Origin of the sequence: Streptomyces genisteinicus (assembly GCF_014489615.1) — a bacterium.
Classification (GTDB): Bacteria; Actinomycetota; Actinomycetes; order Streptomycetales; family Streptomycetaceae; genus Streptomyces; species Streptomyces genisteinicus.
In genome coordinates, this window is record NZ_CP060825.1 from 6,123,537 (window position 1) to 6,143,420 (window position 19,884).

Genomic DNA, 19,884 nt, shown 5'->3' on the forward strand with positions numbered 1-19,884 from the left:
TACGGTAAGGAGGTGCAGGCAGCAAACGAAACACCCGAGCGGCCGCCGGGCCGGCTCCACCGGGCCCGAGTCCTCTACCGCAACGTCTCGAAGCGGAGGATGACCTGGCTGCTGCTGAAGGACACCGTCAACTCGTGCATCGAGTACCGCATTCTCGGCCTCGCGGCGGAGGCGGCGTTCTTCACCCTGCTGTCGGTACCGCCGCTGATGCTCGGTCTGCTCGGCCTGCTGGGCTACATCGACGACTGGACCAGCACCACCACCGTCGCCTCCATCGAGGAGAACATCCTCACCGCCGTCGGCACCGTGCTCTCCGACCGCGGCGTGAACGACATCGCCAAACCCCTGCTGGAGGACGTCACCCAGGGCGGCCGGCCCGACCTGATCTCGATCGGTTTCGCCATCGCGCTGTGGTCCGGATCCCGGGCGGTGAACGTCTTCATCGACACCATCACCGTCATGTACGGGCTCGACGGCCAGCGCGGCATCGTCGCCACCCGGCTGCTGGCGTTCCTCCTCTACCTCATCGCCCTGCTGATCGGCGCGGTCGTGCTGCCGCTCGCCGTGGTGGGGCCCGACCGGGTCGTGGAGCTGATGCCCTGGGGCACCGAGGTGGTGCGGATCCTCTACTGGCCCGTGGTCATCCTGCTCTCCGTCGTCTTCCTCACCACGCTCTACCACGTGTCCGTCCCGGTGCGTTCGCCGTGGGTCGAGGACATCCCGGGCGCGCTGGTGGCGCTCGCCATGTGGGTCCTGGGCAGCTTCCTGCTGCGCATCTACCTGACCAGCCAGGTGGAGGGGCCGACCATCTACGGCTCCCTCGCCGCGCCGATCGCCTTCCTGCTGTGGATCGGCATCTCGGCCTTCGCGGTCCTCGTCGGCGCGGCCGTCAACGCGGCCATCGACCGAGTGTGGCCCTCGGTGGCGACGGCCGCGGCCCGCGCGGCGAACGAGCGTGCCCGCGCGGCCGACGCGGCGGAGCTGCTGGCCCGCGCCCGTGCCGCGCAGCTGTACGGCGACGAGGAGGACGACGACGACGGCGACTTCGGTGAGATGCCGTCCGAGTTCCCCGAGCGCTGGTCCCGTTTCCTGCCGCCCGACGACGTGAAGTCCCGTCTCCACACCGGTCTGACCACCGGCCGGGACAACGGCCGCGACACCGGCCGGGACAAGGCCAGGGACGCGCCCCGCGAGCAGGACGCCGACGGCAGCGGGGGCGGGGGCGGGGAGCGGACCGGGAACGCCACCGGGGACGACGGGCGGGAGAGCCGCTGAGGCGGTCCCTCGCGGCAGTCCTTCGCGGCCGTCGTCGTGGCCGTCCTTGCGGCCGTCCGGGACCGGGTCCGGGTTCCGCGGTCCGGCCCGGCGACCGCCGGCACCGGGCGTGCTGTCTGTTCCCCGGCGTGGGGCCGGCTCCCGTGCGCGCCCGCGCCGGGGGTCATGGGCGCCGTCGGGCGGTGCGGGTGACCCCGGCCGGACGGTGAGGCGCGTGCCGTGCGCCGTAGCCTGGAGCCATGTACAGGGAACGGCCCGCACGGCTGCCGGGTGCGGTGGTCTGGACCCGGACCGCCGAGGTCCACGACGGGACGGTGCACCCCGTGCTGCCCGACGGCTGCATGGACCTGCTGTGGAACGACGGCCGGCTCTTCGTGGCCGGCCCCGACACCCGGGCGCACATGCCCTCCGGGACGGCGGGCGCCCGGTGGACGGGCATCCGGTTCGCTCCCGGCGCCGCTCCGGCCGTCCTCGGCGTCCCCGCACACGAACTGCGCGACCTGCGGGCCGACCTCGCCGACCTGTGGGGCTCGGCCCCGGCCCGCGCGGCGGCCGCACGGATCGGCGAGCGGGACCCGGGCGCCGGACTGGAGGCCGTCTCCCTCGCCCGGGCGGCCCGGAGCGGCCCGCCCGACCCGCTGGCGGCCCGTGTCGTGCGGCACCTGGTGTCCGGCGGCACGGTGGCCGCCGCCGCGGACGCCGCCGGGCTCGGCGTCCGCCAGCTGCACCGGCGCTCGCTGGACGCCTTCGGCTACGGGCCGAAGACCCTCGCGCGCATCCTGCGGCTCCAGCGCGCCCTCGCCCTGGTGCGCGGCGGCGTCCCGTACGGCGAGGCGGCGCTGCTGGCCGGGTGCGCCGACCAGGCGCACCTCGCCCGAGAGATGCGGGCCCTCGCGGGGACCACGCTGCGTGCCTACGAGGCGTCGGCGAAGAGGGAGACGCCCATGCCGTCCGGGTCGAGCACCACGGCGTAGCGCTGGCCCCAGACGGCGTCCCAGGGCTTCAGATGGCCCCGGTGGCCCGCGGCCAGCAGCTCTGCGTAGAGGGCGTCGACCTCGGCGGGACCGTCGCAGCGGAAGGCGAGGCCGAGCCGCTCGCCGGCCTCGGGCCGGGTCCAGCCGGGATCGTAGGTGCGGACGGTCTCCTCGGTGTCCCACAGCACCCGTGTGCCGCCCGGCAGGGTGGCCTCCGCGTGCGGGGCGCCGTCCGCCCCGTCGGGGAGCTCCAGGCCGAGCCGGCGGTAGAAGGCGAGCGATGCCGCCATGTCGGAGACGATGAGGCTGATGGCGTCGAGTCGTGGAGTCATGGGCTCACCGTAGGCGGGCGTGCGCCCCGCGGTCTTGAACGTTTCGGACGCCGTGCCGGGGCCGGCTCCCTCTCGGGCCCCGTCCCTCGACCCGGTCCTGTCACCGTCCGGCGTCCGCCGGACAATGGACCGGTGAGCCTCCACTACGAGGTCGTCCTCGCCTGCGCGCTCCGCGACGACCTGCCCGACGACGTGATCGCGGCCCTGCGATGGCACCTGGGCGAGCGGCCGGAGCCGCCGCCCGGACTCGATCCCCACGTGCACGCGTACCCGCTGCTGGAGCCGGATCCGTACAGCGGTCTGCCCGGCGGGGACGTCGCCGCGCTGCGGCCCGGGGACCACCACGGCTGGGGCCTGTTCACCCGCAACCTGTGGCTCGACGACGACCTCGGCATGCTGACCGGGCTGCTCGACCTGATCGCGCCGCACGCCGAACACGACGGCTACGCGGGCCACTTCCGCGCCACGGACGACGCCGGTCCCACCGTGCTGGTGTTCCGCGACGGCGGCCACGCGCTGCACGAGTCCTGACGCGTACGGCCGGGGGCGCCGGCGCGGCCGCCGCGCTCGTGCGGCTCCGGACGCGCCCGCCGTCCCGAACGCCCTCCCGCCCGCCCGTCCGAGCGGGTCGGTGTGCGTACGGCGGGTGCGGTGTGGGCAGGGGACGGACGACCCGTGCGGCGTCCGCCCCCGGACGGACCGGCGGACGCCGCACGCCGCCGCGAACCGAGTGGAGGCCGGATGGCGCACGAGAACGGATGGACGTTCCTGGACGACCGGGGCCGCCGGGCCGCCGCACCCCGTACGCCCGTGCGGCCCGTCGCCTACATACAGGCCGGGGCCGCCCTGTGCGACCTCGGCATACGCCCCGTGGCCGTGTTCGGCTCCGCGCACGACGGCGCCGCGGCCGATCCGGTGAAGGCGGGCCGGCTGCCGGACGACACCGTCTACCTGGGGCCGGGCCCCGCCCTCGACGACGCCGCGGTGCTGGACACCGGGCCCGATCTGCTGGTCGCCGTCGCGTACGGGGCGGGCGGTCCTGTCTACGGGCTCGACCCGGACACGGCCGAGCGGATCGAGGAGCGGTTGCCCGTCGTCGTCCTCGACGTAGGGCAGGAGCGCTCGCTCGACCGGATGCGCACGCGCTTCGCCGAACTCGCCGTGTCGCTCGGCGCTCCGCCCCCGACCGCCCCCACCGATGGGGCCGGGGAAGCGCTGCGGGCCGCGGCGCACGGGGCGGGCGGGGCACGCGTCCTCGCGCTGTCGCCCGCCGGACCCGAGAGCGTGCACGTCGCGAGGCCCGGGGCCTGGCCGGACCTGCGGGCACTGGCGGACCACGGAGTGACCCTCGCGGCGCCCGCGCCCGGCGCCGGCGTCAACTGGTCCACGACCGACTGGGACCGGGCCGCACTGCTGGAGCCGGACGTCGTGCTCCTCGACGTGCGGGCCAACGCCGCGCCGCCCGAGAGCCTCGCCCGCTCCGCGGGCTGGCGCGAGATCGCGGCCCGCGCCCGGATCGTGCCGTGGAACCCCGAACTCCCGTGCAGCGCCCGCGCCCACCACGCGTTCCTGCGCTCCGTCGCCGAGGCCCTGACGGCCCGGCAGGACTGAACGGCACCGGGCAACGCCCCTGCCGCCGACGCGTTTTGGCACACCGGCCGATCATCAATACGATCCGCTGATGATCATAAGGAAACGGCTGGCGGCCGGGGCGTGCGCCCTGCTCGCGGCCCTGGCCGCCGGGCTGCTCCCGGCGGGGACGGCCGCGGCCGACGAGCCCGCGGCGAAGGAACCCCCCAAGGTCGAGCTCGTGCTCGACGTGAGCGGCTCGATGCGCGCCCGGGACATCGACGGCAAGAGCCGGATGGCGGCCGCGAAGCAGGCGTTCAACGAGGTCCTGGACGCCGTGCCGGAGGAGGTGCAGCTCGGCATCCGCACCCTCGGTGCGGACTACCCGGGGGAGGACCGCGAACGCGGCTGCAAGGACACCCGGCAGCTGTACCCGGTCGGTCCGCTCGACCGGACCGAGGCCAAGGCCGCCGTCGCGACCCTCGCCCCCACCGGCTGGACGCCCATCGGCCCGGCGCTGCTGGGGGCGGCGAAGGACCTGGAGGGCGGGGACGCCACCCGCCGGATCGTCCTCATCACCGACGGCGAGGACACCTGCGCGCCGCTCGACCCGTGCGAGGTGGCCCGTGAGATCGCGGCCAAGGGCATCCACCTCGTCATCGACACGCTCGGTCTGGTGCCCGACGCCAAGACCCGTGCCCAGCTGCGCTGCATCGCGGACGCCACCGGAGGCACCTACACCTCCGTGCAGCACACCGACGAACTCTCCGGCCGGGTGAGCCAGTTGGTGGAGCGCGCCGCCGATCCCGTGGTCACGCCGGTGGCGACCGAGGGCGCCGCCCGCTGTGCGGACGCGCCCACCCTGACGCCCGGTCTGTGGACCGACCGCGAGAAGTTCGGCGAGCACCGCTTCTACCGGGTCGACGTGCTGCCCGGCCAGGAACTGCGTGCCTCGGTCAGCGTCGCCGCCGACCGGGCCGTCGCGCGTGACTACGGCGTGCTGCTGCGGGCCGTCACGGTCCACGGCCGGGAGATCGTGCGCGGATCGGAGGCCGGTGACGGCCGGACGGACCTGATCTCGACCGGTCTGCGGTATCCGAAGGCGGAGGCCGAGGACGAGGACGACGTCGACCTCAAGCCGGCCGCGGAGACCGTCTGCCTCCAGGTCAGCAACTCCTTCGCGGCGGCCCCGGGCGTCAAGACCGAGCCCGGTCTGCCGGTCGAACTCGCGGTGGACGTCGTCGGCTCCCCGGACGCGGCCTCCGACACGGCCTCGTTCGGCCTGGGCCGCGGCTGGTGGCTGCTCGGAGTGCTCGTACTCGCCGGCTTCGCGGCCGGGCTCGTCTGGGGCTGGGTCTCGCGCTGGCGGATCGCCGTATGGAGGACCAACTGATGCGCTTCGCAAGGATACTGACGGCCGGTGCGCTGGCCGCCGCGACCCTGCTGGGCCCGGCCGCGGCGGCGGCACCGGCCGACACCCCGTCGCCGTCACCGTCCGGGGAGGACGGCTCCACGCCCACCGAGGCGGGCACCTCCTTCCGCACCGCGACCCCGGTCGAACAGGGCCAGAAGGCGACCGCGAACGGGTCGAGCGGTGACTACCTGTACTGGGTGTTCCCGGCCGACGCGGGGGACCGCCCCACGGTGCGCGCCTCCGTCACCCTGCCCGAGCCGACCGCACGGCACGGCGCGGCGGACTGGCGGATCGACGTGTACGACGGGCTGCGCCGCCGCCAGCCCTGCATGTACGGCATGCAGAGCCGGACGGCCGCCGCGGACGCGGCGAAGGTCGAGCTGTCGTGCACCCTGCGGCCGGTACGGGCGCTCGCCGACCCGTGGTCGGACGATCCGCTGCCCGGCAGCTACTACATCCGGCTGACCGTCACCGCCCAGCCGGAGCAGGACCAGGGCCTGCCCGTGCGGGCCGAGGTGGAGGCCGTCTCCCGGCAGGCCGGCGGCGCCTGGGCGGTCGACGGCTCGCTGGCGGAGCCCCTGGTACCGGGCGTCTCGGCCGACGAGCGCCGCAAGGAGGAGGAGGCGGCGCTCGACTGGTCGTCCGGCTGGTGGTCGGACCGGTGGATCTGGACCGGCGCGGGCGGACTGCTGGCGGCGCTCGCCGGCATCGGCGGCTACGTCCTGACCCGCGGCTCCGGCCGGCCCGCGCGGGTTGCGCCGGGCGCCTGAGGAGACGTCCTGCGGGGCGGTCCCGTCCGGGACCGCCCCGCAGGACGTCAGGAAGCGGCCGCGGCGTCGTCACGCCGCGGCCGCTCCGTGTGTCCGGCCGCCGGAACCGGGCGGCGCGTCCGCCCTCTGGCCGGGGGCCTTCCGCGCTCGCTCGCCGATCCGGCGCGGCGGGCCCTCCCCGGAACCCGGACCGGGCCCCGGAACCCGGACCGCCCGGGTCCCCCGAACCGGACCGGGGCTCAGAAGTCGAAGACCACGCCGGTCGAGGCGCCCTGGAGGCACGTGTTGCCGAACACGTGCGTGTAGGAGACCCGCTTGCCGTTCCAGACCCCGTCGGCGGTGACCGTCACCGGGTCCCACTGCCGGGTGCAGCTCATCCCCGGGGCCGCCGCGGTGGCCGCTTCGAACCGGCCCTGGGTGACCCGCAGTTCGGCGCAGGCGGCGCGGGCCGCCGGGTGGGTGCCGGTGGCCGTGGGCGCGCAGCCGAGCGTGACCGCGCGCAGGACCGTGCCGTTCACGGCGTCGTCGCCCGTGGTGACGGTGAGGACCAGCGCGGAGGGCGCGTAGAGGCTCCGCGCTTCCTGGGGCGCCGCGCCGGCGCTGCCGGCCGCCGGGGCGACGGCGAGGCCGAGCGAGAGACCGGCGAGCGCGAGTCCTCTGGCGATGTACCGCATTTCGAACACTCCTTGGGGTCGTTGTTTCGGAAATCGGACGGAGTCTTGCTCACCCGGGGCCGCCGCGTGTGCCCCGACCGCGCGATTCGGTCACCCCTTGTGACCCTCGATGGGCGGATTGTCACCGCAATCTCCGTGCTGAATCGCCGTTCAGTAGTCCGGGAAACGGCCGAAGAAAGCCCATCGCGTCATTGAGCCTGCAATTACTAGGCCAATCAATGCTTGAAGCGTTGATTGAAAGGTCTCCTGTGGTTCACGCTGTGGTCGCTCACCCGCTGGACCGATCCGCCTCCCCGGGGTTCACTGGCAGAAGGAACCCGGAGGTGCCGATGGACCCCGTCGAAGCACTGGAGCGCGTCGCGTTCCTGCTGGAACGCTCCCTCGCCGAGACCTACCGCGTCCGCGCCTTCAGGACCGCGGCCGCCCTGCTGGCCGGCCTCGGCCCCGACGAGACCGCCCGCCGCGCCGCCGCCGGCACCCTCGTGCGGATCAAGGGCGTCGGGCCGAAGACGGCCCAGGTCGCCGAGGAGGCGCTCACCGGGCGGACGCCCGCCTACCTGCGCCGGCTGGAGGAGGAGGCCGGCGCCGAACCACTGGCGGAGGGCGGCGGCGACCTCAGGGCGGCCCTGCGCGGCGACTGCCATCTGCACTCCGACTGGTCCGACGGCGGCAGCCCCGTCGAGGAGATGGGGCGCACGGCGGCGCTGCTGGGCCACGAGTGGGCCGTGCTCACCGACCACTCGCCCGGTCTCACCGTCGCGAACGGACTGAGCGCCGCACGGCTGCGGGAGCAACTGGAGCTGATCGAGCAGCTCAACTCCACCTGGGCGCCGTTCCGTCTGCTCACCGGGATCGAGTGCGACATCCTCCCCGACGGCTCCCTCGACCAGGACCCCGACTTGCTCGACCGGCTCGACGTCGTCGTGGTCTCGGTGCACTCCAAACTCCGCATGGACGCGCCCGCGATGACCCGCCGCATGGTCGCGGCCGTCTCCGACCCGCGCGCGGACATCCTCGGCCACTGCACCGGCCGTCTCGTCACCGGCGGCCGCGGGACCCGCCCGGAGTCGTCCTTCGACGCCGACGAGGTCTTCGCGGCCTGCGCCGAGCACGGCACCGCCGTCGAGATCAACTCCCGCCCGGAGCGCCGCGACCCGCCCCTGCGGCTGCTGCGCCGCGCGGTCGGCGCCGGCACGCTCTTCGCCGTCGACACCGACGCCCACGCGCCCGGACAGCTGGACTGGCAGATCATCGGCTGCGACCGCGCGGAGCGCTGCGAGGTCCCCGCGGAGCGCGTGGTCAACACCTGGACGGCCGGCGCGCTGGCCGAATGGACCCGCACCCGCCGTCCGCCCGCCGCGGCCTGAGCCCCGGCCGGCGCGCGGACGCACGGCTGGACGGGGGCGTCCGGGGCGACCGCGGCCCGGCAAGAAAGGCGGCGGGAAAGGCGGCGGGAAAACCGGTGGCACCCGCCGGCGGCGAGGGGCTAACGTGTGCCGCGTTGTGAGAGGGCGGCCCGGGTGCCGCCCGCGAGCCGACCAGGACCAGGAGGTGTGACCGATGGCTGTCATGGCGACGGGCGCTGCCCGCATCCGAGAGACCGTCAATTCCACCTCCGTGGCCACCGGCTGACCACCACCGCACCGCGCCGGATCACCGGCGCCGCCGGGGCCACCCTGTGAAGGGCACCCCTTGAACCTCCCTGCTTCCGCAGACCCGCACCACAACCACCACTCCCTGACCGCCTACGGCTGGGACGACGACTGGGCGGACGTGTTCGCCCCGTACGCCGACCGCGGCCTCCTGCCCGGCCGGGTCGTCCGGGTCGACCGCGGCCGCTGCGACGTCGTCACTCCGGCCGGCACCGTCCACGCCGACACCGAGTTCGTCACTCCGCACGATCCGATGCGGGTCGTGTGCACCGGCGACTGGGTCGCCGTGGACGCCGACGGCGACCCCCGGTACGCCCGGACCGTGCTGCCCCGCAGGACCGCCTTCGTGCGGTCCACCTCCTCGCAGCGTTCCGAGGGCCAGATCCTGGCGGCCAACGTCGACCACGCGGTGGTCTGCGTCTCGCTCGCCGTCGAACTCGACCTCGGCCGCATCGAGCGCTTCCTCGCCCTCGCCTGGGAGAGCGGCGCCACCCCGCTCGTCGTGCTCACCAAGGCGGACCTGGTGCCCGACGTCACCGGCCTGTCGTACCTGGTCCAGGACGTCGAGACCACGGCCCCCGGCGTCCAGGTGCTGCCCGTCAGCTCCGCCACCGGGGAGGGGACCGAGGTGCTCGCCGCAATCCTCTCGGGCGGTACCAGTGTGCTGCTCGGCGTCTCCGGCGCCGGAAAGTCGACCCTGGCCAACCTGCTGCTGGGCGAGGACGCCATGGCCGTCCAGTCCACCCGGGAGGCGGACGGCAAGGGCCGGCACACCACCACCACCCGCAACCTGCTGGTCCTGCCCGGCGGGGGAGTCCTCATCGACACCCCAGGGGTGCGGGGGGTCGGCCTGTGGGACGCCGCCTCCGGTGTCGGCCAGGTCTTCTCCGAGGTGGAGGAGTTCGCCGCCCGGTGCCGGTTCCACGACTGCGCGCACGTCGCCGAGCCCGGCTGCGCGGTCCTGGCCGCCGTCGAGGACGGCACCCTGCCCGAGCGGCGGCTGGAGAGCTACCGCAAGCTGCTCCGCGAGAACCGGCGGATCGTCGCCAAGACGGACGCGCGCCTGCGCGCGGAGATGCGGCGCGACTGGAAGCTCCGCGGAGCGGAGGGCCGGGCGGCGATGGAGGCGAAGCGCGGGCGCGTGCGCTGAGCGCCGTCGGCCCGCGTGCCGGGCACGCTGTCCCGTCTGCCGTCTGCCGTCTGCCGTCTGCCGTCTGCCGTCCGCCCCGGCCCGTCATGGGGCGGGGCGGGACGGGTCACGCCCGACCCCGGTCGAGGGCGCTGGGTGCCGGGCGCGGTCCGGCTCACCGCGTTCCGCCGTACGGGCCACGTGGCGCGTGAGCCGGGACCGTGCGCAGCCGCGCACGGTCCCGGCCCTGTGCGTGAGCTTCGCGGGGCCACCCTTCTCGCGGGGCTGCCGGGCACGGTGGCCGCAGCGTGTGCAGCCGTGCGGGGGCCCTGGCGTCGCGCAGGGGCTGTCCACCATGGCCGTCCCGCGTACGGTGACGGTCCCGGCGCACCAGCCTGCCCGGTCCCGGCGCGTCGGCAGGGACCGGGCACGGCCGCCGCCTCCGGCGCATCGGCCACGCACGGTCACGCCCCCGGCGCGTCACCGTGCCCGCCCCCGCGCGTCAGCCGCGCACCGTCACCGCCACCCATGCCCCCACGACCAGCAGGCAGCCGAAGAGCTCCGCCAGCACGCTGGTGCCGGCCGCGCGCATCATGGCCCGTGTCGACGCCTTCGCCTGGCCGTGGCCGCCGAGGCGGCGCCGCTCGCAGAGGTAGACGCCCCCGATGAAGCCGGGTACGGCCCCCACCACCGGCAGCAGGACGAACCCGGCCAGCGCGCCCGTCCCCGCGTAGACGGCCGTGCGGCGGGTGATGCCCATCCCGCGCAGCCGCCGCGGCGGCAGCAGCCAGACCACCACCTGGTTGATCAGCAGCACGGCCGTCGCGCCCACCAGCAGCGCCCACGCCGTCCCGGTCAGCTCGTGCAGCGCCCACCACAGCACGGCTGCCCACACCAGCCACGGCCCCGGCACACCCGGGACCAGTACCCCCAGCAGACCCAGCAGCATCACCCCGCCGACCATCAGCAGCTGCCACACGCCCATCTGCCCAGCGTGCAGGATCAGTCGCGTCCCCGCAGGTCGCGGGCGACCCAGCCCCTCGCGTAGGCGTGCCAGCCCAGCTGCAGCCGGGTCGTGACGCCGGTCAGCTCCATGAGCCCCTTGACCCGGCGCTGCACGGTGCGCAGCCCCAGGTCCAGCTGCTTGGCCACGCTTGCATCCGTCATGCCCGCGAGCAGCAGCGAGAGGATCTGGAGGTCGGTCGCGTCGGGCGCGGTGCCCCCGTCCTCGCAGACCGAGTCGCCCCCGGCGGCCAGCCGCAGCGGCAGCGCCTCCCGCCACACCGCCTCGAACAGGCCCATCAGCGACTCCAGCAGTCCGCTGGCGTGCACGACCAGAGCCGCGGGCTCCGCCCCGCGCCGGTTCAGCGGCACCATCGCGAGCGACCGGTCGGCGACGACGAGCTTGGTGGGCACCCGGTCGGCCACCCTGACCTGCTCCTCCCGTCCGAGCGCCGCCGTCAGTTCGGTGATCCCGTCGGGCATGGTCAGCACCTCGCGCTCGACGACCACCCGATACGCGACGCCCCGCCCCGCCGCCTTCTCCTCCGCCTCGTTGTCCATGCCGCTGACCGCGATCGGTTTGCCGGTCACCAGGGCGCAGACCTCGTCGGCGGCCCCCAGCTGCAACTGCACGAACCGGTGGGTGACCGCGCTCGCCCCCGTCACCACCTCCACCAGGTCGTGCACCGCCGGACCCGCCGACTCCGCCCGGTACTCCTCCGCCAGCAGCGCCGCGGCGAGCTCCGCCTGCTCCAGCTCGTGACGCTGCTGTGTCAGCAGCGCCCCGAGTGCCACTCCCGGCGGGGCTGCCACCCAGCGCCCGAGGCGTGCCGAGGACTGGGCGGCCAGCCCCTGCTGCTCCAGGCGGCGCAGCGCCCGCTCGGTGTCCGGCTCCGGCAGCGCCAGCCGGCGCGCGAGATCCGGGATCTCCGCCGCCCCCAGCGCGACCAGTGCGCGGTAGGCGGTCTCCTGCCGTTCGTCGAGACCTATCGCTCCCAGCACAGTGCCCCTCCCCGGACGTGCCCCTGTGGCCGCCGTGGCGGAAACCGGCCACGGCGCAAACCCGCCGCGCAACATCATCCCTGCATCACCCGCTCCTCTGCCAATGTGGCGCCACCGCAGCACCAACAGCCTCCGGCAGTCGGGCCTTTGTACCCGTTTGCTGCCGGTTTCGGAAAGGGAGGGCGATGCGTCCGGTATCGCGTACGGCACGGGAAGCGGGAGCCCTTGCCGCCCCCGGCGTCGCCGCCCTCGCCCGGGCGGCCGCCGGCGGTACCGCGCCCGCGAGGTGTGCGACGGGTGAACGCGGGCCGCGGGAGGGGGTGTTCGGGGACATCGGACGCCGGCGACGGGTGCGCAACGGCGAGGGGATAGGGCAGACTGGATACCGGACCGGGGGCTTCGAGACCCCGGCGGAGGACGGCTCGTACGAACTCTCCCCCACCCAGACGAAGATCGGACAGCCGGCCGCGGTCGGGAAGCGCTCGACACAGGCGCTGACGACCCTCGCGTCCGTCGCCCCGCGCGACGGACAGCGGATCACCCTCGGCGTCGTCGGCCGCGCGGGCCACCAGCCCGGCGCCCCGACCGTCGCGGAGCCGTCGTGCTCGCACGGCGGCGGCGCGGCACGGGCCGAGCCGGTCACGCAGCGGTCTCACGGCGCCCGGAGCGCCACCGCGGACCGCACGGACGCGGCCTGCGGTCCGGCCGGGCCGCAGGCCGAACCGACGGACGCCCAGGGCGGATCCGTCACCCAGCTCGTGATCGGCGCATACGCCGTGCGCTGATCACGACCGGTCCGCCGGGCGTCCTTCCCGTGGGGGGTTGGGCCGCCCGGCGGACCCTTTCGGCAGCCGTTTGTCGCATTGCCATTTTTCGCCGGGGACCGTTTTCCGCGGGGCCCCGCGGTGGACAATAAGGGCATGAGCGAACAGGGGGAGCGGCCGCCGGCCCGGCCGAGTGCCGAGGACGACTGGTGGGCGAAGCTCTACGACGACTCCGCCCCGGACGCGGGCCCGCCGCCCGCGCCGACGGGCGACACCCTCGACGACCGCCTGGCATCGGCCCCCGCCACGGTGACCCGCCCCCGCGCCTGGTGGGACCCGCCTCCGGACACCCCCGGCCCGGTGGCGGGGGCGCTCGCGGAGCCCGGCCGTCCGGGCGCGCGCCCCGGTGACCCGGACGAGCCCGGTGCGTCCCCGCCGTCGGCCGGTGACCCGGACGCACCCGGCGCCGGCCGGCCGCGCGACCCGTCCCGTGCCTCCTCGCGCTCCGCGTCCCACCCGCCCGGCACGGGCGTGCCGCGGGGCGGATCGGGCCGCCCGCCGGGGGAGGCGTCGTCGGGGCCGCGGCAGGGAGCAGGGCCGGGGGAGCCGTCCGGGGGTGCCGCGGAGGCGCCGTCGGACTGGCTGAACGGCCCCTCGCGGGAAGCCTCTCCACCGTCGCGGGCGCCGGGGAATCCGTCCCGCCCCGGTGCGGAGTGGCCGGGCGGCGGAGCGAACAGGCCGGCGCCCGGCTCACCCTGGTCGCCCGCCGACGCGGGCGGGAGCGGACCGGAGCCCGGTCCGGCCGGAAGTCCGGCGACGGCACCGTCCCCGGGCCGGCCCGAGGCCGGACGATCGCCCGACCTGCGATCGCCGGACGTGCACGGTCCGGAGCCGGTAACACGGGGTGTGAACGGTCCGGAGCCGGTCATGCCGGACGTGCCCGGGCCGCAGCCGGTGACACCGGGTGTGCCCGGTCCGGAGCCGGTCACGCCGGACGCGCCCGGGCCGGCGGGGGCCGCGGGCGGCCCTCCCGTGCAGGCGCCCCCGCCGTGGAGAGCCGCGCGGTCGGTGTGGGAGCCGGTGCCCCCGCCCTGGCTGCCCCCGGAGACCGCCCCCGACCAGCCGCTGCGCGGCACACCACCCCCGGCGGCGGAAGCACCCCTCTCCACTTCCCGCCCGGTCTCGCCTGCCGCGCCCGCGGCCGCCCCGCCCTCCGGGGATGCGGTGCCGCCCGCGGCGCCCGGAACTGCCGTCGCCCCGCCCGCGGCCGACCCCGTTCCGGCCCTCGGGAGCGCGGCCCCCGCCGCGACGCCGGGTGCCCCGCGGGCCGGGGCCGGCGATCCGCCCGCAGCCCCACCCCACACCACCGCCCCCGGCGTGCGGGCAGTGCCGGCCGCGCGGTCCGCCCCCGGCGGCCCTGCGGCCGATCCGCGCACCGCGGGCGCCCGGCCCGTCGTCGGGCACGTGGGCGGCGGGCCGCCCACCTACGAGTCCGAGCCCACCGCCCTGCCGGCGGCCGACGCCCTGGATCTCGACCGGCTCGTGGCCGACACCGTGGTCGACGGCGCCCGGTACGGGACGTACACCCTGCGGGCCGCGTCGGTGCGCGGCGACTCGGCGCGGTTCCGGGGCGAGCCGCGCAGCGACGCGCTGCTCACGGCCCGCTTCGGCTCCGGCCACGACGCGCTCGTGCTGGTGGCCGTCGCGGGCGGCAGCCGGCACGCCGAGTACGCCCATCTCGCCGCGGGCGACGCCTGCCGCTGGATCGGGACGGCCGTCGGCCGCAGCCACGCCCGCCTCGGCGACGACATAAGGGCCGGCCGCCGGGGCGACCTGCGCTCGGGGCTGCACCGGCTCACCGACCGCACCCTGGGCCGGCTGCGGGCGCGGGCGGCCGAACTCGGCGTCGGGCCGGAGGAGTACGCCGCCGGGCTGCGCTGCCTGCTGCTGTCCGCCGACCCCGAGTGCCGCACCCGGGTCTTCTTCGGTGTCGGTCCGGGCGGGTTGTTCCGGCTGCGGGACGGGGCCTGGCAGGACCTCGAACCGCTGGTGCGGGACACCGCGCCGGCCGGCGGGCCCGTCGTCGGCTACGGCTCCGCCCCGCCCGAGGCGGGCCCGGAGGGCGACCGGTTCACCATGGACCTGAGCATCGCCACCCGGCCGCCCCTGATCGAGGAGCCCGTCCCGCCGCCCGCCGACCCGTTCCGCTTCCGCGCCTCGGTGGCCCGTCCGGGTGACACCCTGCTGCTGTGCAGCAGCGGCCTCGCCGAGCCGCTGCGCGGCGAGCCGGCGCTCGCCGGCGAACTGGCCGCGCGCTGGCAGGGGGCGGACGCCCCGGGCATGGCGGAGTTCCTCGCGGACACCCAGGTCCGGGTCAAGGGCTACGCGGACGACCGTACGGCGGTGGCCGTCTGGGAGGCGTGACACGCGGGCCCGTGGGTTGATGGACCGAGGTCCACGAGAAAGGGCGCGCATCCCATGGCGAAGCAGAAGGTGGCCGAGCAGTTCGTCGACATCCTGGTCAGGGCGGGGGTGCAGCGGCTGTACGGAGTCGTCGGCGACAGCCTCAACCCGGTCGTCGACGCCGTCCGCCGCACCTCCGGCATCGAGTGGATCCAGGTCCGGCACGAGGAGACCGCCGCCTTCGCCGCGGGTGCCGAGGCGCAGATCACCGGCAGGCTCGCCGCCTGCGCCGGGTCCTGCGGCCCCGGCAACCTCCACCTCATCAACGGTCTGTACGACGCGCACCGTTCCATGGCCCCGGTGCTCGCGCTCGCCTCGCACATCCCCTCCTCGGAGATCGGCCTCGGCTACTTCCAGGAGACCCACCCCGAACTCCTGTTCCGCGAGTGCAGCCACTACTGCGAGATGATCTCCAGCCCGCAGCAGATGCCGCGCCTGCTCCAGACCGCGGTGCAGCACGCCGTGGGCCGCAGCGGGGTCAGCGTGGTGACGCTGCCCGGCGACGTCGCCGACCGGCCCGCGCCCGAGCGGACGGCCGAGCACGCGCTGGTCACCACCCGGCCCACGGTCCGTCCCGGTGACACCGAGATCGACAAGCTGGTCGCCATGATCGACGAGGCCGAGCGGGTCACGCTGTTCTGCGGCAGCGGCACGGCGGGCGCGCACGCCGAGGTCATGCAGTTCGCGGAGCGCATCAAGTCGCCCGTCGGGCATGCGCTCCGCGGCAAGGAGTGGATTCAGTACGACAATCCCTACGACGTCGGTATGAGCGGACTGCTCGGCTACGGCGCCGCCTACGAGGCCACCCACGCCTGCGATCTGCTGATCCTGCTGGGCACGGACTTCCCCTACAACGCGTTCCTGCCCGACGACGTGAAGATCGCCCAGGTCGACGTGCGGCCCGAGCACCTCGGGCGGCGATCCAAGCTGGATCTCGCGGTCTGGGGCGACGTGCGCGAGACGCTGCGGTGCCTGATCCCGCGGGTGCGGCCGAAGACCGATCGGCGTTTCCTCGACAAGATGCTGAAGAAGCATGCGGACGCGCTGGAGGGTGTGGTCAAGGCGTACACCCGCAAGGTCGAGAAGCGCACGCCGATCCATCCCGAGTACGTCGCCTCCGTGCTGGACGAGATGGCCGACGACGACGCCGTGTTCACCGTCGACACGGGCATGTGCAACGTCTGGGCGGCGCGCTACATCTCGCCCAACGGCCGCCGCAGGATCATCGGTTCGTTCACCCACGGATCGATGGCGAACGCGCTGCCGCAGGCGATCGGCGCCCAGTTCACCGACCGCGGCCGCCAGGTGGTCTCGATGTCGGGGGACGGCGGGTTCACCATGCTGATGGGGGACTTCCTCACCCTCGTCCAGTACGACCTGCCGGTGAAGGTCGTGCTCTTCAACAACTCATCCCTGTCCATGGTGGAGTTGGAGATGCTGGTGGGAGGGCTGCCGTCGTTCGGCACGACCAACCACAACCCCGACTTCGCGGCCGTCGCCCGTGCAGCCGGCGCCTTCGGCGTGCGGGTCGAGAAGCCCAGGCATCTGGCCGGTGCGCTGCGGGACGCCTTCCGCCACAAGGGGCCCGCGCTCGTCGACGTGGTGACCGACCCGAACGCGCTGTCCATCCCGCCGAAGATCAGCGCCGAGATGGTCACCGGGTTCGCGCTGTCCGCGAGCAAGGTGGTGCTGGACGGCGGAGTCGGCCGGATGCTCCAGATGGCGCGGTCCAACCTGCGCAACGTGCCCCGCCCCTGAGGCGTGCCGCGGGTGCCGGAGGGGGAGCCCGGCCGATCTCCCGCGGTATGCGTGGTGTTGCGCCTGTGGGGCATGCATCCGGTGAACGTTTGCGACCGTCGACGGTCACGGGCCGGGGGCCGGTGCCGAGTGGGGGGAAGATGACTGGACGTCACGGGGGCGCCGGAGTGCGAGGACGGCTCCACCGCAGACTCGGCAGCGGTGACCTCACCGCGGTGCCCGAGGTGCGGCATGCGTTACGCGACCTCCTCGGCAAGTGGCCCGAGCCCGGCTCCCGGGCGGCGGACGGCGACGGCGGCGACGCCGCGGGCGTCGCCGAACTGCTCGCGAGCGAACTGGTGACCAACGCGCTGATACACACCGACCACGGGGCCGTGGTCACCGCCACCGTCGAGGATTCGCGCCTGCACGTGGAGGTGCGGGACTTCGTGGCGGGTCTCTCCGTGTCCGACGTACCGAACGCCGACCTCGGTACGTCGGGCAGGGGACTGATCCTCGTCGAATGCCTCGCGGACGCCTGGGGCGTGCGCACGGCACAGGGCGTGGGGAAGGTGGTCTGGTTCGAACTGCACGCGGGGGCGGCCTGACCGGAGGTCCGTGCCGCCCCACGCGTGGGTCCCGCTCAGCCGAACTGCTGCTCGAGGTCCTTGAGCTTCTGCTCCAGGGAGTCCAGACGCGGCAACGTCTGGGTGTCGTCCTCGGCGGTCAGGTCCACCGTGACGGGCTCAGCGCCTTTCGGCCTGACGGCCTGCAAGGGGGGCCGGGAGCGCACCTGCGGCTGACCCGGCTCGGCTATGGCGGGCTCCACGACGGAGCCCGTCGTCTCCACCGACGGAGCCTGGGACGGCACCTGGCCCTGGGCGGACCCGGCCGGTGCGAGGGCGGGGAGCTGGGCCGGCCGGCCGGTCCGGCCGATCCCCCAGGCGCGGTGCTGCCGGTTGTACGCCTTGAGCCGGGCGCGCTCCAGCTTCTCGTGGTCGCGGCGGCGCAGCCTGTTCTGCTGCTTCTCCCGCCGGTCCTCGCGCACCTCGTCGACCGCCTCGTCCAGGGTGCGCACGCCCTCCAGCAGCATCAGCGACCAGGCGGCGAACGTCTCCCTGGGCGCCCTGAGCCAGCGGACGATCCGGATCTGCGGCAGCGGACGGGGCACCAGGCCCTGTTCGCGCAGTGCGGCGCGCCGGGTCTGCTTGAGCGCCCGGTCGAACAGCACCGCGGCCGACAGGGACATGCCCGCGAAGAACTGCGGGGCTCCCGCGTGGCCCAGGCCGCGCGGCGCGTGCACCCAGTTGAACCAGGCGGCGGCGCCGGCGAACGTCCACACCAGCAGACGCGACCCCAGCGCGGCGTCGCCGTGGCTGGCCTCCCGCACGGCGAGGACGGAGCAGAACATCGCGGCGCCGTCCAGGCCGAAGGGGACCAGGTACTCCCAGCCGCCGGAGAGGTTGAGGTTCTGCCGTCCGAAGCCCACCAGGCCGTGGAAGGAGAGCGCGGCGGCCACCGCCGCGCAGCAGAACAGCAGTACGTAGGAGGCGGTTCCGTAGACGGCTTCCTTGCGCCTGCGGCGTTCCTCGCTGCGTTCCCAGGAGTCGTCGGCCGCGGCCTTCGCCCCGGCGCGCTTGCCGCGCGCGAGCACCGCCACCGCCGCCAGGACTCCCAGGAGCAGCACGGCGCCGGGAAGCAGCCAGTCCAGCGATATGTCGGTCAGTCTCATGCGGTGTCCCTTGCATCGCGGTCGGCGGTTCGGCGGCCATAGTGGCCGACCGGTGCGGGGCCCACGGGGGGTTTCGGGGCAAGAGAACGCCAACGGGGCGGTTCAGGGCACGAATAGGTGTGATTGGGTCGAACGGTCTTGCGGTGAGCCTGTGATGTGTTCGGGCGCGACTCCCCCGAAAGCGTGGCGTGGACCGGCCGGGCGCGGTGTGCGACGTGCGGCGGGGCGGCAGGGGTGGTTCGAGCCATGGGGCGGGGGAGGCCGGGGCGAGGTGCGCACCGGTCGGCGGCCGGGCGTGGTGCGTGCCGTGCGGCGGGGGAGCGCAGGGCGTGCACCGGCCGGCGGCGGGCGGGCGGGCGCGGGGCTGTCCTGCGGTGTGCGCGGCGGCGGTCAGGCGCTCTGCCGCAGGCGCTCCACCCGGTCCGCGTCGCAGGTGCGCGGGCAGGTGGTGCAGGTGTCCTCGGGGCGCAGTGTGTAGAACATGCAGCAGCTCGCCCGGTCGCGCGTCCGCAGCGGTTCGCCGTCCGGGACGGTCAGCTCGCGGAACGCGGCCGTGCCGATGTAGGGAGCCGTCGTGCCGGGGAACAGCAGTTCCAGCTCGGCGACCCCGCGCCGCTCCTCCCCGAGCAGGTGGGCGACGTACCACAGGCCCTCGACGACCTCGTCGGTCGCCATGCCCCACAGGGCGCGGCCCCGTCGCCGCATCCTGGGGCCGAATCCGGCCAGCACCGGGCCGAGGTGCTCGGCCACGGCCTCGCGGACCTCGGCGCGCAGTGCCTCCTCGTCCGCGACGACGCGGGCTCCGGGCAGCAGCGCCGCCGGGTCGTCCGGCAGGCAGGCGAAGCCGTCCACCCGGACCGCCATCCGCCCGCGCTCGCGCTGGAAGGAGACCGAGCCGGCCGGCAGGCGGGGGACGCGGCGGTGCAGGAACCAGGGGACGGTGATCAGCAGGCAGGCGGGCCAGGCGTAGCGGTGGAGGCCGAAGCTGGCGATGACGTCGGGGCGGGCGGGACGGCCGTAGTCGCGCCGTACCTGGGCGTCGTCCCAGGCGAGGAACGCGTCGAGGGCGGCGTCGCCGGCGGCGAGATCGCCCGCGAGGACCCAGCCGTCACCCGAGGGGGCGGGCTCACCGGCGCCGAGCTCCGTGACGCTCAGCCCGGCGAAGACCTCGGTCAGGCGTGCGTAGGCCGCGTCGACGGGGGAGACGAGGCCGGGGAGCAGGGCGGGAAGAGTCATGCCGGGGACCACCGCATCGCGATCGTTAGCAGGTTAGCCTTACCTTACCTGATCATCGCGATGTGTGAACCTGCGCCCCGCCCGCCTATCGTGCACCTGGGACCCGGTGCTCGCCAGCCGGGTCCGTACCGGCCACGGAGCACCGAGCCGGTCCCCGTC

The 19,884-nt window shown here is 75.1% G+C and carries 18 protein-coding genes; 12 read left to right on the plus strand and 6 right to left on the minus strand.

Features of this window, described 5'->3' with window-relative positions; all coding sequences use genetic code 11:
* Positions 1-12 precede the first annotated feature (12 nt).
* Both IAG43_RS26315 and IAG43_RS26320 read left to right on the plus strand, forming a co-directional pair.
* A complete protein-coding gene (locus IAG43_RS26315) occupies positions 13-1,275 on the plus strand; it encodes a YihY/virulence factor BrkB family protein (protein WP_187743151.1) in 1,263 nt (420 codons plus the stop codon).
* Positions 1,276-1,514: 239 nt separating this feature from the next.
* A complete protein-coding gene (locus IAG43_RS26320) occupies positions 1,515-2,249 on the plus strand; it encodes a DUF6597 domain-containing transcriptional factor (protein ID WP_187743152.1) in 735 nt (244 codons plus the stop codon).
* Here IAG43_RS26320 and IAG43_RS26325 read toward each other — a convergent pair.
* The gene (locus IAG43_RS26325; protein WP_187743153.1) at positions 2,189-2,581 is read right to left on the minus strand and encodes a VOC family protein; all 393 of its coding nucleotides are present in this window, start codon (positions 2,579-2,581) and stop codon (positions 2,189-2,191) included. The genes IAG43_RS26320 and IAG43_RS26325 overlap by 61 nt on opposite strands.
* Positions 2,582-2,713: 132 nt before the next feature.
* On the opposite strand from IAG43_RS26325, the gene IAG43_RS26330 reads away from it, so the two are divergent.
* The 4 genes from IAG43_RS26330 (at position 2,714) to IAG43_RS26345 (ending at position 6,334) form a co-directional block, all read left to right on the plus strand.
* Positions 2,714-3,112: a hypothetical protein gene (locus IAG43_RS26330; RefSeq protein ID WP_187743154.1), complete on the plus strand. Its 399-nt coding sequence runs from the start codon at positions 2,714-2,716 to the stop codon at positions 3,110-3,112.
* A gap of 210 nt (positions 3,113-3,322) precedes the next feature.
* On the plus strand, positions 3,323-4,192 hold the full coding sequence (locus IAG43_RS26335; protein ID WP_187743155.1) for a TroA family protein: 870 nt from the start codon (positions 3,323-3,325) through the stop codon (positions 4,190-4,192).
* Between the two features lie 70 nt (positions 4,193-4,262).
* On the plus strand, positions 4,263-5,543 hold the full coding sequence (locus tag IAG43_RS26340) for a VWA domain-containing protein (RefSeq protein WP_187743156.1): 1,281 nt from the start codon (positions 4,263-4,265) through the stop codon (positions 5,541-5,543).
* Positions 5,543-6,334 (plus strand): hypothetical protein, encoded by a 792-nt coding sequence (locus tag IAG43_RS26345; RefSeq protein WP_187743157.1) that lies wholly within the window; start codon positions 5,543-5,545, stop codon positions 6,332-6,334. Before IAG43_RS26340 ends, IAG43_RS26345 begins: the two co-directional genes overlap by 1 nt.
* A 239-nt stretch (positions 6,335-6,573) precedes the next feature.
* Here the strand turns inward: IAG43_RS26345 and IAG43_RS26350 are convergent, their stop codons facing one another.
* Complete coding sequence (locus IAG43_RS26350; protein ID WP_187743158.1) at positions 6,574-7,008, minus strand: subtilase-type protease inhibitor; 435 nt, start codon at positions 7,006-7,008, stop codon at positions 6,574-6,576.
* Positions 7,009-7,337: 329 nt separating this feature from the next.
* Here IAG43_RS26350 and IAG43_RS26355 point away from each other — a divergent pair, with 329 nt between their 5' ends.
* Both IAG43_RS26355 and rsgA read left to right on the plus strand, forming a co-directional pair.
* Complete coding sequence (locus IAG43_RS26355; protein ID WP_187744650.1) at positions 7,338-8,375, plus strand: PHP domain-containing protein; 1,038 nt, start codon at positions 7,338-7,340, stop codon at positions 8,373-8,375.
* A 325-nt stretch (positions 8,376-8,700) separates the two neighbouring features.
* Positions 8,701-9,810, plus strand: coding sequence for a ribosome small subunit-dependent GTPase A (gene rsgA / locus IAG43_RS26360; RefSeq protein WP_187743159.1), 1,110 nt, complete (start codon positions 8,701-8,703; stop codon positions 9,808-9,810).
* 481 nt (positions 9,811-10,291) lie between these two features.
* Here the strand turns inward: rsgA and IAG43_RS26365 are convergent, their stop codons facing one another.
* Together IAG43_RS26365 and IAG43_RS26370 are read right to left on the minus strand one after the other, a co-directional pair.
* The gene (locus IAG43_RS26365) at positions 10,292-10,774 is read right to left on the minus strand and encodes a DUF456 domain-containing protein (RefSeq protein ID WP_187743160.1); all 483 of its coding nucleotides are present in this window, start codon (positions 10,772-10,774) and stop codon (positions 10,292-10,294) included.
* Between the two features lie 17 nt (positions 10,775-10,791).
* Complete coding sequence (locus IAG43_RS26370; protein ID WP_187743161.1) at positions 10,792-11,793, minus strand: helix-turn-helix transcriptional regulator; 1,002 nt, start codon at positions 11,791-11,793, stop codon at positions 10,792-10,794.
* 185 nt (positions 11,794-11,978) lie between these two features.
* On the opposite strand from IAG43_RS26370, the gene IAG43_RS26375 reads away from it, so the two are divergent.
* The 4 genes from IAG43_RS26375 to IAG43_RS26390 all read left to right on the plus strand — a co-directional run bounded on the left by IAG43_RS26375 (position 11,979) and on the right by IAG43_RS26390 (position 17,365).
* Entirely contained in the window at positions 11,979-12,578 is a 600-nt protein-coding gene (locus IAG43_RS26375) for a hypothetical protein (RefSeq protein WP_187743162.1), read from the plus strand.
* Positions 12,579-12,713: 135 nt separating this feature from the next.
* Positions 12,714-14,981, plus strand: a complete 2,268-nt coding sequence (locus IAG43_RS26380) for a protein phosphatase 2C domain-containing protein (protein ID WP_187743163.1) — start codon at positions 12,714-12,716, stop codon at positions 14,979-14,981.
* A gap of 54 nt (positions 14,982-15,035) precedes the next feature.
* Entirely contained in the window at positions 15,036-16,778 is a 1,743-nt protein-coding gene (locus IAG43_RS26385; RefSeq protein WP_187743164.1) for a pyruvate dehydrogenase, read from the plus strand.
* A gap of 140 nt (positions 16,779-16,918) precedes the next feature.
* Entirely contained in the window at positions 16,919-17,365 is a 447-nt protein-coding gene (locus IAG43_RS26390) for an ATP-binding protein (RefSeq protein WP_187743165.1), read from the plus strand.
* 35 nt (positions 17,366-17,400) lie between these two features.
* On the opposite strand, the gene IAG43_RS26395 is transcribed toward IAG43_RS26390, so the two are convergent.
* Together IAG43_RS26395 and IAG43_RS26400 are read right to left on the minus strand one after the other, a co-directional pair.
* Positions 17,401-18,489, minus strand: a complete 1,089-nt coding sequence (locus IAG43_RS26395; protein ID WP_187743166.1) for a DUF2637 domain-containing protein — start codon at positions 18,487-18,489, stop codon at positions 17,401-17,403.
* A gap of 390 nt (positions 18,490-18,879) precedes the next feature.
* Positions 18,880-19,725: a (2Fe-2S)-binding protein gene (locus IAG43_RS26400; protein WP_187743167.1), complete on the minus strand. Its 846-nt coding sequence runs from the start codon at positions 19,723-19,725 to the stop codon at positions 18,880-18,882.
* Positions 19,726-19,884 lie beyond the last annotated feature (159 nt).